This is a genomic window from Pseudoalteromonas sp. MSK9-3, assembly GCF_003590335.1.
Taxonomy (GTDB): Bacteria; Pseudomonadota; Gammaproteobacteria; order Enterobacterales; family Alteromonadaceae; genus Pseudoalteromonas.
In genome coordinates, this window is sequence record NZ_MIET01000042.1 from 15054 (window position 1) to 27604 (window position 12551).

14 protein-coding genes and 1 pseudogene are annotated in these 12551 nt (G+C 36.5%); 13 read left to right on the forward strand and 2 right to left on the reverse strand.

The features are described from left to right. Positions 1–220: 220 nt before the first annotated feature. Positions 221–643, forward strand: a complete 423-nt coding sequence (locus BGP78_RS17875) for a hypothetical protein (RefSeq protein WP_119862653.1) — start codon at positions 221–223, stop codon at positions 641–643. Positions 644–689: 46 nt separating this feature from the next. On the opposite strand, the pseudogene BGP78_RS17880 reads toward BGP78_RS17875, so the two are convergent. After that, positions 690–824: pseudogene (locus BGP78_RS17880) on the reverse strand (IS5/IS1182 family transposase); the annotation flags it as partial. A gap of 788 nt (positions 825–1612) precedes the next feature. On the opposite strand from BGP78_RS17880, the gene BGP78_RS17885 reads away from it, so the two are divergent. The 9 genes from BGP78_RS17885 to BGP78_RS17920 all read left to right on the forward strand — a co-directional run bounded on the left by BGP78_RS17885 (position 1613) and on the right by BGP78_RS17920 (position 8606). Further along, positions 1613–2074, forward strand: coding sequence for a DUF2846 domain-containing protein (locus BGP78_RS17885; protein WP_119862654.1), 462 nt, complete (start codon positions 1613–1615; stop codon positions 2072–2074). Positions 2075–2638: 564 nt separating this feature from the next. Further along, positions 2639–2776, forward strand: a complete 138-nt coding sequence (locus tag BGP78_RS22705) for a hypothetical protein (RefSeq protein WP_182912319.1) — start codon at positions 2639–2641, stop codon at positions 2774–2776. Between the two features lie 112 nt (positions 2777–2888). After that, positions 2889–3368 carry an RNA polymerase sigma factor gene (locus BGP78_RS17890; RefSeq protein ID WP_119862655.1) on the forward strand — a complete coding sequence of 160 codons (480 nt, stop codon included), beginning with the start codon at positions 2889–2891 and terminating at the stop codon, positions 3366–3368. Positions 3369–3397: 29 nt separating this feature from the next. Then, positions 3398–3955 carry a hypothetical protein gene (locus tag BGP78_RS17895; protein WP_119862656.1) on the forward strand — a complete coding sequence of 186 codons (558 nt, stop codon included), beginning with the start codon at positions 3398–3400 and terminating at the stop codon, positions 3953–3955. A gap of 75 nt (positions 3956–4030) precedes the next feature. Beyond that, a complete protein-coding gene (locus tag BGP78_RS17900) occupies positions 4031–5452 on the forward strand; it encodes an amidohydrolase family protein (protein WP_119862657.1) in 1422 nt (473 codons plus the stop codon). Positions 5453–6094: 642 nt separating this feature from the next. Next, positions 6095–6637 carry a hypothetical protein gene (locus BGP78_RS17905; protein ID WP_119862658.1) on the forward strand — a complete coding sequence of 181 codons (543 nt, stop codon included), beginning with the start codon at positions 6095–6097 and terminating at the stop codon, positions 6635–6637. Between the two features lie 146 nt (positions 6638–6783). After that, on the forward strand, positions 6784–7377 hold the full coding sequence (locus BGP78_RS17910) for a Crp/Fnr family transcriptional regulator (protein WP_119862659.1): 594 nt from the start codon (positions 6784–6786) through the stop codon (positions 7375–7377). A 172-nt stretch (positions 7378–7549) separates the two neighbouring features. Next, the gene (locus BGP78_RS17915; protein WP_119862660.1) at positions 7550–7981 is read left to right on the forward strand and encodes a hydrogenase; all 432 of its coding nucleotides are present in this window, start codon (positions 7550–7552) and stop codon (positions 7979–7981) included. 142 nt (positions 7982–8123) lie between these two features. Further along, the gene (locus BGP78_RS17920; RefSeq protein WP_220475522.1) at positions 8124–8606 is read left to right on the forward strand and encodes a GNAT family N-acetyltransferase; all 483 of its coding nucleotides are present in this window, start codon (positions 8124–8126) and stop codon (positions 8604–8606) included. Positions 8607–8893: 287 nt separating this feature from the next. Here BGP78_RS17920 and BGP78_RS17925 read toward each other — a convergent pair whose 3' ends face one another. Further along, positions 8894–9625 (reverse strand): AAA family ATPase, encoded by a 732-nt coding sequence (locus tag BGP78_RS17925; protein WP_119862662.1) that lies wholly within the window; start codon positions 9623–9625, stop codon positions 8894–8896. Between the two features lie 462 nt (positions 9626–10087). On the opposite strand from BGP78_RS17925, the gene BGP78_RS17930 reads away from it, so the two are divergent. The 3 genes from BGP78_RS17930 to BGP78_RS17940 all read left to right on the forward strand — a co-directional run bounded on the left by BGP78_RS17930 (position 10088) and on the right by BGP78_RS17940 (position 12349). Beyond that, complete coding sequence (locus BGP78_RS17930) at positions 10088–10648, forward strand: hypothetical protein (protein ID WP_119862663.1); 561 nt, start codon at positions 10088–10090, stop codon at positions 10646–10648. Positions 10649–11029: 381 nt separating this feature from the next. Next, positions 11030–11368 carry a hypothetical protein gene (locus tag BGP78_RS17935; protein WP_119862664.1) on the forward strand — a complete coding sequence of 113 codons (339 nt, stop codon included), beginning with the start codon at positions 11030–11032 and terminating at the stop codon, positions 11366–11368. Between the two features lie 252 nt (positions 11369–11620). After that, positions 11621–12349: a DUF6445 family protein gene (locus BGP78_RS17940; protein WP_119862665.1), complete on the forward strand. Its 729-nt coding sequence runs from the start codon at positions 11621–11623 to the stop codon at positions 12347–12349. The last annotated feature ends 202 nt before the right edge of the window (positions 12350–12551 follow it).

Sequence of the window (12551 nt, forward strand, 5' to 3'; positions counted from 1 at the left end):
CATTTACATTAGTAGAAACTGAGAAGTGTCTTATTTTTATCTAGTTTTTATACGTGGTGCACTTGCATGTTGAATTCGGGTCTGATCATACAGACCCAGAGAAATTCAATGATTTAGGAAACAACGCGATATTAGCTTAAATTTAGGTAATTGTGGACACAAGGGTGGCATTCATGTAGGTTGTCCCTGTAAAGATAACATTAAATATAAGGAATATGAAATGTTGAATAAAAAAGTGGTACTGTTTGCCTTATTGTCTTCGTGTGCTTCAGTACAAGCTAGTAGTGGGTATTGGCAAGAGACAACTGTTTGTGATTATAAAATAATACAAGTTCAAGAAAAGTTCACCCAGTGCTCTTGGGGAGGCCAACTCAATGGTTTTGCAGGTAATCAGTATTACGATGATGGTTGGGTTGAAGTTACTAAACATTTTAATTCTCATACATCATGTGCTAATTCTATCACGCACACAGTAAGAAAAGGCGGAGGGAGCTCAACTCCTGGCTATAGTTTATCTGGAACATTACACTTATTTGAAAGTGAGCTTGGTTATAATCAAGTTAATAAAAGAGTCAAAGATGAAAACTCTTGTCGGATTGAAAGAGTTTGGATTAGCTGTGATGGCCCTTATACTTGTGAGTAAATAATTCGTATTAACTCTAGGGTGTGTTGATTTTTCACATTGGTAATCAACACATAATACAAGCCAAAGCGACCATACGTTTATAATTTGCTTTGAGCTTATCGTACCGAGTTACTATCGCTCGGTACTTCTTTAATTTTTCAAAGGCATTTTCAACTAAATGCCGATACTTATATAAACAAAGTTAAAGTGGCATATATGGACACTCCCAGTAGACCTTGTTGATCAAATAGCTAACTACTAATCAACTTCTCAGTTTTGGCTCTGTTGCTGATATTTGGGCATACCTAGCCCAGTCATTTTATTTATTGCCTTCACTTTAATCATCGTTTCAGTATGTTGGCTATTATGTTGGCACAGAAACCTTAACTGACATATATGGACACTCACAGTGTGTCAAACAAAATTGTGATAGTAGACACCCAACGTAAGTAAAAATTTAGTAGACACCCAACGTAAATCAATTGTCATACGACGTTCAGCATTGACTTTTGAATAGATGTCACTTATTGCTAAAAAGAAAAAGTTTGAAGCAGCATCATCATCCCCTGATTAGCCTTGTGAAGTATGCAAAATCGAGGTCTTACGATTTATTCAAATGAAGAGGCAATGAAATTAGCACGAACGAGTTAGTAACTGAGCTTGCTGAATTAAATCAACGGGTTAACTTGCTTAAGTGTTCGGGCTAGAAAAGAGCGTGTGTGGTAAAAATATCATTGATAAATCAGCGAAAATTAGTTCTAATGGCAGGATAAAACGTACTGAGTAGTTCAGGGATGGTTTAAGCGCGAAAGATAAGCTGATAAAATAGGCGTAAGGCACCTCATGCCACTAAAAGCAAATTCCCATAACATAAATAACATCAACTCTGACACATCGAGCAGTTAGCGGCTCAGTCCAACAAGCGATTATGCAACATAAACAACGTGCTGCATAAATACTAAATAGTTATATTTTCGGGAGCTCTGTGTGAAGCTTTATATCATTATACTTACTTTGGTTCTTACAATAACCGGCTGCGCAACGACAAGCCCAAGATGTGAACTACCAAAAGCATCTTCTTCATCTAACGAGACGACACTTGTTATATATCGCCCAGATGCTTTCTACGGCATCTTATATTCAACTCCATTTTCTATCAATGGGTGTCGAGTTAATGATCTTTCAAACGATAGTTATCATGTTTATAAAGTTCCTGCTGGAGTTCATAAAATTGCTGCGGAAGAAAAAGCATATGCTAATGGAGGTGATGGTGTAGTTTCAGGTACTTTTGAAGAGGGTAAGGTTTATTATATTCACTACTCTATGGCAGCAGGTGATTTTTATAGTATTGCAGGTGCAGTTGGATTCACTACGACTACCCAAATGGGAGTAGTAACCAAAGAATATGCATACAAGGTAATGCCTAAATTAGCTGAGAAGAAAATATAACAAATAAGGATAGGTGTCGCGCAGCCGACACCTTATCTGGGTGTTGAACAAGCCCGAAGAGCTTGATTTTAGCTGAAGCTGATTTTAGCTGACACCCATCCAAAATAGATTGCTCATGTTGGGTTTTTCGTCTCAAAAATCAACAAAATTTTTGGGTGGACCCCACTTGTTACCTGTTTATTTTTTAATGACAAAATAATATGGCCCATTTCTCGACTGATGGCGGTCTACCTCACTTTATGTTTTTTATCCTCGATTACTAAAACTCTCAGGCAGGCAAGCCTCTAATAAGTATCTTTTATTGCCCGATAAACCGCCTGAAACGGACTCAATATGTGACGGCTATAGGAAGAGGGAGCCAATAAGCAGTTTATTCCTTATCAGTACTTACTCATAAATGGTTCGCTTATTGTTTGGGTTCGGGGTTTGATTTACTGCCTAAATTATTGCATCACGATACCTGAGAAGCTCAATGGCTTAGGAAAAAAGAAAAATAAAAAGTGTAAGGATTTCTTTTAGATCACCACTAATTGAAAAAGCAGGCAAAAGTTAAAGGGTATTGTAATGAATCAGATAGCAGAAAAGATGCAAAAAAGTAAATTGTTTCAACGTATTTTGAAGGTTGGGTTAGTCTATGTTGTTTTGGAGGTGATCGTGGCATTCAGTGCTGTTTTCTTTGTGGCGCATAAGATCATAACCTAAATAGTATGAATCTTGACTTTTTGTACCCAAATTTACTTTCATTTAAAAAATGATAGCGAGTCAACAATAATAAACAATGGATTTACCCATTTATAAAACTTATCAGTAAAGTATGGATAAAGATAAATTAATCAATAATTTTTGGCCTCGTCTTTCACGAATTGCGTCAACTTATGAAGTTATACCTGAATTACGACAGGAGCTTGTACAGGAAATGGCAATAGCAATATGGCAGTCATTAAATAGCTTTCGTGGTGACAGTTCAGTAGAGACATTTATGTATAAAGTTTCGCATAATATTGGGGTTAGTCATATAAAAAAACAAGTGAAACAAATAAGAACAACCAATGAAGATTACAACATTTTGAACACTCCTTCGTTAGAGCAAAAAGCAACTAATGAGCAAAATTTAAAACGTTTAATGAAAGCCATTTGGCAGCTTCCATTAATTCAAAGACAAATTATCACTCTATATCTTGATGGCGTAAAACAGCAAGATATCGCTGAAATTGTCGGAATGAGTGAAAATAATATAGCAGTAAAAATAAGCAGAGCTAAGAAATTACTAGCACAATTAATGTCTAATGGTTAAGTGTTGAGTTTTATACTGGAGTACAAATTATGAAAGATGATTTAGATTTAGAGTCTTTAACTGCAGCTTGGCAATCTCAAAGTGCCAATGAGCAACTTACGCAGACACAGATAAAAAAGAAAATACTGAAAAAGCGAGTAAGCTTACTGTCTATAACTATGATTGAATTAGGTATTATTATTTCGGTAACTTGGCTGTTAGTCAAGGCATTTAGCGAATCTTGGGCGCTATATGTAAAAGCAGGTCTATTTTTTTCATTCTTAATAGGCGTTATTACCTTTATATATATGTCTAAGAGCCGATTAAATAGTTATCGCATGGTACATGTTTCAACGTCTGTGAAAATTGATTATGAGGAAAAAGTGAGCTTAGAAGCACTAAAGCGTGGTAAGTATACCAAATATGTTATTGCAATTTTTTCAGGTATGTTCATTACTTCTTTTACTTACGAGTACTTTTATCTCGGGTTTACTATGAACGATTTGTTATGGCGTTATTCTTTTAGTGTTGCTTGGTTGATGTGTGCTTGGTTTTTAAATTCTAAAGTAATAAGTAGGAATGAATTTTTTCTAAATAAAATAAAGTAATTTTTCTGTAAGGTTTAATGAAAAATATCCACTGTATATATAGAGCTTAATTTAAAGTTAAATAGTGGAGTTTTTATGAGATTTTTAGAATGTATTACAACAGCGGTATTCCTATGCTCTTCATATTCAGGATATGCTAACCAAACATCGAATTACGCTATAAAATCTTTTAGCAATGCAAATATTGTTGACGTCAATAACGGCGCTATTATCGAAAATAGTTTTTTAGTGCTAAATGGAGACACGATTGAGTACGTAGGCCAAACGTTACCAAAGCGGTATTTGCATCTCGATACCTTAGATGCTCAAGGTCAATACGTTATGCCAGGGTTAATTGATACACACGCTCACATTTCGTTGGGTGAAGTTACCTTAAAAGAAACACGAGGTAGACTTGCTATCAATGCGAACAGTAGTGATGAATTGTCAAAATGGAATGCGAAAGAGCTGTTACGCTGGGGAGTAACCTTTATTAGAAACCCTGGTGGAAGCAGCATACACAACCTGAAGTACAAGCAAGAATTAGCAGCTGGAAACATTATTGGTCCTAAAGCTTTAATTGCAGGAGAAATAATTAATCGAGGTGAATTTGATGGTTTAACTATTGATATAAATAAGAATATGTCATTACAAACCGCTATTGGGCAACAGAAAGACGCGGGTATTGATATTATCAAATTGTATGCAGGTTTAAGTGATCAGCAGGTCAAAGAGGCCATAAAGATTGGGCATAAATTTGATATGAAAGTAATTGGTCACCTCGAAGAAGTAAGTTGGACTGATGCAGCAAATTGGCAAATCGATGGGTTAGTCCATGCAATGCCTATTTCATCAAAGCTGCTTCCTAAAGAAGCAAAAGAACAATACGAAAAACATAGTCGCCCCGGCGCTTTTGCTCATTTCGAATGGTATGAAAGTGCTGATCTAAACTCAATACCTATGCTAGAACTCTACCAAGCTTTACGTGAGAACAAAGTTCACGTAGACCCTACATTAATCGCGTTTAAAAATAGTTTTTATGGTGATAGCCAACATGTTATAGGGCATCCAAATCTTAAACACGTACATCCAGAGTTACTTAACAATTGGAAAACGTTCTTTACTTTTAACATAGGCTGGAAACCAGAAGACTTTAGCCGAGCAAGAAAAGTATGGCCAAAGGTTTTGAGTTTCGTAAATCGGTTATACAAAGAGGGCGTGCCATTAACAATAGGTACTGATTTGGGTAATCCATGGGTGATCCCTGGCTTCAGCGTTCATCAGGAAATGCAACTATTTGCTGATGCTGGTATCCCTAATAGTGATATTTTGAGGATGGCAACAATTAATGCGGCCGAGCAACTTAATATTGCTGAGCACCACGGTTCTATTGAACAAGGGAAAGCTTCTAATTTATTATTCCTAAAAAATAACCCACTAGAAAATATCGCTAATACAAAAACCATCACGAAAGTTTTTCTCGCTGGTAACTTAGTAAATGACCAGTTCGATCAATAAGTACGTTTTTTAATAAAAATGAGCAATCAGGTGGTTATATTTAAGAGAAGCAACTATCTAATCGTGCCCTTGTACTTTATCTCTCGATAAATAGATAATTGGTACTAGAGAGGAGGAATAATACAGTGCTACATTCACCTAGCTTACAGTTGATTTTTTATTTACACAATAATGATTACTGTCTGTTTATAATGACTGATTTATAAAAGAATCTAAAAAGACATATATGGACACTCCCAGTGTGTCAAACAAAATAACTCTGGCGGGGTAGAATAAATCACCTCGTTTTTTCACTTCGTCGCTTCCACTATTTGACGTTTGATCCATTTGCAATAACGCGTTGCTCTGACATATACCCGGGCTTAACTGTTATTTCAGTGCCCCTAATGAGCTTCTAGCCTATACGGCCTAATTTGGATACTTATATATCGTGTCTTTGTCGGTGCCTTATGTATGCGTATGAGTTCAACTTTAGGTGTGTTTTTTATTGTATGGACATTCGGTAATAAAATTTATTTTAGATATAAAACATTGAACTTAATTCAAAAAAGTTCAATCATAGGGCCAAAAAATAATGGCTGACGTCAGACTCATGATTCGTTTGATAGCGCTCATATAAAACTTGGATTGCTTTGTTATATTATGAACATTAAATATATTTTTGTTAGCATTACATCAGTACTCGCTTTGTCGGTATGTTCTCACTTTTTTGCAATTGGTCACAACTTAGCTTGGGTTGGATTCACTGAGCCGCAACAGTTCTTTTTATTATTGTTAAGGTTACTGTTTTTATCACTCATCGTAGAGCGCATTGTTGAGTTATACGTGATTGCTTATCGGCAGCCAGGAAAAATTAAACTCGTAAATAGAATTGATAATGGAGACACAGCTGATCGGGTTGTAGCGACAGAGTTACTCGCTAGCTACCGGGCAGAAACAACAAAACAAGCCGGCATTGTTGGGTTTTTAATAGGTTTAACGATGGGATTAGTTGGAATACGTATTTTTTCAGATGTGTTTTCTTTTTCTGGGATCCCTACTTTACAGCTCATTTTGTTCAATGCATTTGAGTTATTTACGATGGGAGCACTCATGGCTGGTGGGTCTAAAGGAATAAATAAAATTGTTAGCGGTATTGAAGCATTTGCTAGTATAGGTAAACACAAGTCAGTGCGATCTGATTGAATAATCGCCATTCTTATTTTTTAACGGGAAAATTTAAAAAACACCCAACGTAAATTGGTTATGGCACGAGAACCTGCATTAATTTTTGATTGGGTGCCATTTACGACATTTACTTTAATATTAAACCAATCAAAAGCTGTAGTTTTATGAAATATTTTAGAAAAATGATTGAGCATTATATTCCGGTCAATGATGAAGAGTGGGCTTATGCTTGCGGAATGTTTGATATAAAACATGTTAAAAAAGGAACAATGGTCCATCACGCAGGTGACGTGTTTAGTGAAATATGGTTTATTAAACATGGGTTAGCCAGATCATATTTAAGTGATATGAATGGCAAAGAACATACTTGGCAACTTTATTTTCGTGGAAAAAGCAAACATGGGTTAAACCATTTTATGGATGATAGTGTTAGTTTTTCTGAAAAAACAGGGTCAATGCTTCACTTTGAAGTTCTTGAAGATTCTGTTTTTTATGTTGCGTCACTGGTAGATCTTAATAAGTTTATATCACAAGAAAAGAAGTGGGAGCGTTTGGCGCGAATATGGATACATGACACGTATTATTGTGCAACATATAAACGTGTCCTTTCACTCATGTCGGAGACTGCTGCCCAAAGATATGATCGTTTGCTCGACGAATACCCTTTTATATTTGATCAAGTTAAATCCTATCATATCGCTTCTTTTCTCGGTGTTGCTCCCCAGACATTGAGTAAATTAAAAAATGAATCTAGGTGAATGAAGTTTAGTATTTCGTTGCTTACCATGTGTTTTTTCAATGGAGAGTAACAATGAATGCTTGTAAAAAATTAAAAAGCAAACATGAACAAAGTTCCCCGCTTAACGCTGGCAAGGTTTGGAATATGAGTAGCGCTATTGCACCTAGTGTTATACATATATGGGGAATATCATGCTAGAACTTACACAAATAGGTGAGCAACTCATCTTTATTGGCATTGCCTTTTTCCTCGTCGGTTTGATACAAGGTGCTTTGATACCTGCGGTTAAAAATTCTCGGATGGCTCTGTCGGGTCACTTGACTGCTGTTCAGTGTGGAATGGCTCTGGCTATCTTTGGTGTTATCTGGTCTCTGGTTGTGCTGCCTTTATTTGTGGACATTTTTGTGGCGTATGGTTGCGTGGTAGGATTCATCCTTATTTGGTTGGGAATAACGATTGCGTCTGTAACAGGGGCAAGTAAAGCCCTTCCAATCGCTGGCGCTGGGTTTTCAGCAAAGGTTACTACCGAATTTACGGTTAAGATTATGGTGCGTACAGGGTCACTGCTATCACTAATCGCGTGTACTACGTTAGTTTTTGGCTTACTGCCAACACTTGGGTAGTTGTAATAAATGTATAACAAAGCTATCAAACGGACTGTGATCTTCCCCTATCTCGGTTTTTGAGCTTGGTGCAAGCGCCGGTTTAGCCCATAAGTGCCCTGGTTATCGGTTGATGGCGGCGTTATATCTAAGAGGTAAAATTATGTCTATTAATTTAATAACTGAACACTCTTGGTGTGATATTCTAAAAATTCAAGAGGAGGCTTATCTAGAAATTGAGCCCGAAGATGTAGATATTCTCAAAAGTAAATGGCTTTTATCACCTAACACTTGTACAGTGTATAAAGAAGGTGACACTATTTCAGCCTATTTATTAGCACACCCGTGGCCAAGTGAAATACCTCCTAAATTACATGAAAAATCCCCTATAACTGCTAGTTTAAATTTGTACTTACACGATCTAGCTTTAGCGAGAGAATCAAGAGGCAAAGGGATTGCAAAAAAATTGGTGACCAACCTAGTTGATATAGCCAAAGCACAAAGGTTCAATAAAATACTATTGGTTGCAGTTCAAAATTCAAGTGGTTTCTGGAGTAAGTTTGGTTTTAAAAATCTGCCAGATGCAGTAATTTGCCCAAGTTATGGTCATAATGCAAAACTAATGGCATTAGAGCTAAAGGCATAACGTACGATCAGAGGCCACTTGTTATGTCGTGATCATGTTTAATTTTCTTAAACCTATAGGCGGGCTAGTCAAACTAGCACGCAGTCAGAATATAATTGATAGGGCGTTTAAAGTTAGGTGTTATTAAAGACTTAAAAGCACCGAGTAATATGGTGATAGTTCGAAGCGATAGGTGGATTGGCTAAGTAGACTTAATGTTCGAATTCAATATCGAAGTGATGAAGATAAAATACACCTTCCCAAAAAATTGACTGCTTTTTATTCATTATCTGTCTGGGCTTCTCATATTATGTTTCCATTAGAATATTCATCATTTTCTCATGGTGGTTTAAGAAATCTTTTGTAATTTTATAGTGTTCAGTATCTTCATAGGCAACTTCAGAAATACCAGAATCCGAGAACTGGTATATTTTCGCTCTAGGATAGGCCAATAGTATTGGAGAGTGGGTTGCTATAATAAATTGAGAGTTTTTTTCTACTAACTGATGGATCGCAGATATGGCAGCCATTTGGCGTGCCGGTGATAATGCGGCTTCAGGTTCATCCATAATGTATAGGCCATTGCCTCTTAGTTTATTTGTGAGCGTTGCCATAAATGATTCACCGTGTGATTGCTCATGTAAAGACTGACCTCCGTATCCTTGCAAGTACCCTGTTTCGTCCATCATAGTAGCGACATTGTAAAAACTTTCTGCACGAAGGAAGTAACCATCTTTAGGGTGCTTAAAGCTTTTAATAGACTTGATCTGCCCATGAAGTTCAGAGTGAGTTTGGCTCGTAGAGAAGAGTGAGTTTTTTGTTCCTCCTTCAGGGTTGAAGCCTTGAGCTACGGCGATGGCCTCAATGAGTGTTGATTTACCTGCACCATTTTCTCCAATGAAAAAAGTAACATCAGGATGAAATTCTAGGCTTTCTAGCTCCTTTATGGCTGGAATACAAAAAGGGTAACTATCGAAGTTTTCAATTTTATCACGTTTGAGTTGGATCTCTCTGATATATGGTTTGTCTTCTAGGTTCATATGGTCCTTTAGAGTCTAGGTATTTGGTGGTTTTTAACGGTATTTTAGGTGAAATAGAATTAAAGCAATGTGCCAGAAAAGATGCATATTTTTTGTATTAAATTGCTGTTCTATAAATTTGGCGGCTAGGGTACGCTATGTCAGTGTTACCGGCAACAAGATTAAATTTAGAGAGGAGTATATGGATTTTCCCAGTATGCCAAAAAAATAACTGTAGCGGGGTAGAGTAAATTGCTTCGTCTTTTTCCGCTGTCGTCGTTACTATGGGAAGTCCATTGTTTATGTCTTTACCTATTAGATCTTCTATGAGGTTGACTAAATAGGCTTGATGTAAGTAAAGTCACTAAAAGTAAATATCTGTAGCAAAAATAGCTCCATCCCTGACGTGCTGAGCAGGTGGTAGCTAGATACAATGCGCGATTATTCAGCATAAATACTAAATAGTTAGGTGAATAGGTGAATATGAAGCTGAGATTGCTATTCGTTGTTTTGATTCTAAGCCCATTGGTTTTTTGGTTCGGATACAAACCTATCCGTATATTGGCGCCTGAGCTTAATGGCGTGGATTGTGTTAGTGCTACTATCTGTATTGAGGCGTCCTCAAAACTTGATACTGCATCAGAACTTTATGCATCAGCACATGCATTCACTGAAAAACAGGTGACCTCGTTTGAGAACAACCCTAGAGTCATTTTTTGTTCCACCCCTTCGTGTTTTAATTCATTTGGCTTTAATCAAATGAGAGCCGCAACGTTGAGCACGTTTGGGATTATTATTGGTCCTAGCGCTTGGGATTCTAGTTTTCTTTCTCACGAATTTATTCATCACTTACAGCATGAAAAACTGGGCAACTTAGAGGTATGGTTTGATACTCCTCAATGGTTTATGGAAGGGATGGCTTATTCTCTCAGTGACGAACGTGAAGTTTTAGGTGAGCCATGGGAAAGTTATCGTGAGAAGTTTACGCACTGGAGCGAGGGCTCTAATGCTCGTAATTTCTGGCAAAGTGCGCGTTCGTTATAGGCTTATATAGCAAAACAACTAACTACATACGTAACATTTAGCTGGTACTAGAGTCTCGCTACTACACGTACCGGTTGGTAGCGTAGGCATTCCCTTTATTACTTTCAGAGCATGAGGTGCAAACCCCAATATAAACACCTACTTGTCGAAACCAATGAGGTCGCGCTTAATGAGTGTTTTGACTATACCCCATCAATCGCATATTAGGTTTTCTATGGGTGTACGGCCAAAGCCAGTTGGTCGCATTTTTTGTACTTATTTAATACTTTAAAATATATTTAAGTTTAAATGCTTTTTCATTGTTATGAAGAAATAAACTTGAATATTTTAAATGTATATTTTAGTCTTACGACGACGCTTAATAGATAAAAAGGAGAAATAATGAAAAAATTAATTGGGTTAATTACGTTACTGGGATTTACTTCCTTTGTAAATGCGAGTGATACTTTTGTTGTTACCACGAAAATCTATAATGGTGAAAATTTAGTGAGTTCACCGACATTGACTGTGAGCCCTAAAGAGGAAGCATTAATTTCAGTTGATGATTTATATAGCTTTGCACTTAAGGTAACTCCTGAGGGAGAGTCAACAGTGAACCTCAGTACTAAGCTGAAAATCGATGGGGAAAGCATATCTCCATCTATAGTTGTGGAATTAGACAAAGAAGCAAAAGTCAGTGTTGGTAATACAGCACTTTCAGTGATGGTCAAAAAATTATAATATGCATAATTTTCCTTTTTTATTTATGAAGTTTTAAAAAAATAAGTAGCCACTTTTCTAGTGAAAAGATACTTAGTAAATCTCTTATCCCCTTATAAATATAGCTTCGAGACGCTTGGTTTTTTAAATTTCTTATAATGGGATTTGTGTTTGTAATGTTAGTGTTAGGCTTGTTATTAGTAATGTTACCTATAAATTATTTTTAATTACCCTTTGTTTTTTTACTGAAATTAGTTTTGGGAAGCTCTTATAATGAAAGGATTTGTAATAGATGAAGCGCCTAAATTTGGGATTGAAATAAACCCAAACTGCCAGGTTGAATTAATAAAGTTTGGGAAAGAAAATAACCTATTGTTAATTATTGATGATTTACTCTGTGATCCGGAGTTATTTGTTTCCTATTATGCTGCTGATAAAGAGTTCTCTACAGCAGAGAAATCAGGTAATTTTTACCCAGGCATTCGAACTCCAGCACCTAATTTTTATATAGACAGTGTCTTTAAACTACTTAGCCCAATGATCAGTCGTTACTTTAATTTACCCGGAGCTTATCCTAACTGGATTAGTAGTGACTTTTCATTATTGACCTTACCACCTGAGCGCTTAAATACTAAGCAAAGTATTCCTCATTTTGATGTGTTGGGCCCACGACAACTCGCTGTCTTGCATTACCTTTGCGATGAAAAGCAAGGTGGCACTAGTTTCTATCGACATAAGCAGACGGATTTTGAAGTTATAAATAAAGAACGTTTTGAGCAATATCGAAATCAAATTAGAGCTGAATTGACTGAGTATAAACCAACTGGGTATGTGAGCAGTAGTACAAATTACTTTGAAAAAATATTTACGGTTCCGGCAAAATATAATCGTTTAGTGGTTTATCAATCTCAGGTACTCCACTCAGTCCAATTTGACTCGCCATCATTACTTAATGATGTAATTAACGGTCGCTTGACGGTCAATACATTCATTAATTATTAGGTGATACGGCGTTGTTTCCTAAATAATTGAACTTCTTTGGTTTGGTGCGATCAGCTCATTAAATGCCTTAACCCATGATGCGAAATGAAGCAGAAAATTAAAAATTGGTCACAGTACAATTGTGCTTTGGTTCAACGCGGCAGCATCAATATTTGGCTAAGTGATAGTAAAGACTTTAGCTGATATCCACCCAAAACAGATT

What these genes read in the sequence shown, in the direction of transcription:
- BGP78_RS17875 (WP_119862653.1), top strand. Translation starts at nt 221, where the DNA reads ATGTTGAATAAAAAAGTGGTACTGTTTGCCTTATTGTCTTCGTGTGCT.
- BGP78_RS17915 (WP_119862660.1), top strand. Translation starts at nt 7,550, where the DNA reads ATGCTAGAACTTACACAAATAGGTGAGCAACTCATCTTTATTGGCATT.
- BGP78_RS17895 (WP_119862656.1), top strand. Translation starts at nt 3,398, where the DNA reads ATGAAAGATGATTTAGATTTAGAGTCTTTAACTGCAGCTTGGCAATCT.
- BGP78_RS17905 (WP_119862658.1), top strand. Translation starts at nt 6,095, where the DNA reads ATGAACATTAAATATATTTTTGTTAGCATTACATCAGTACTCGCTTTG.
- BGP78_RS17930 (WP_119862663.1), top strand. Translation starts at nt 10,088, where the DNA reads ATGAAGCTGAGATTGCTATTCGTTGTTTTGATTCTAAGCCCATTGGTT.
- BGP78_RS22705 (WP_182912319.1), top strand. Translation starts at nt 2,639, where the DNA reads ATGAATCAGATAGCAGAAAAGATGCAAAAAAGTAAATTGTTTCAACGT.
- BGP78_RS17900 (WP_119862657.1), top strand. Translation starts at nt 4,031, where the DNA reads ATGAGATTTTTAGAATGTATTACAACAGCGGTATTCCTATGCTCTTCA.
- BGP78_RS17890 (WP_119862655.1), top strand. Translation starts at nt 2,889, where the DNA reads ATGGATAAAGATAAATTAATCAATAATTTTTGGCCTCGTCTTTCACGA.
- BGP78_RS17910 (WP_119862659.1), top strand. Translation starts at nt 6,784, where the DNA reads ATGAAATATTTTAGAAAAATGATTGAGCATTATATTCCGGTCAATGAT.
- BGP78_RS17920 (WP_220475522.1), top strand. Translation starts at nt 8,124, where the DNA reads ATGTCTATTAATTTAATAACTGAACACTCTTGGTGTGATATTCTAAAA.
- BGP78_RS17925 (WP_119862662.1), bottom strand. Translation starts at nt 9,625, where the DNA reads ATGAACCTAGAAGACAAACCATATATCAGAGAGATCCAACTCAAACGT.
- BGP78_RS17935 (WP_119862664.1), top strand. Translation starts at nt 11,030, where the DNA reads ATGAAAAAATTAATTGGGTTAATTACGTTACTGGGATTTACTTCCTTT.
- BGP78_RS17940 (WP_119862665.1), top strand. Translation starts at nt 11,621, where the DNA reads ATGAAAGGATTTGTAATAGATGAAGCGCCTAAATTTGGGATTGAAATA.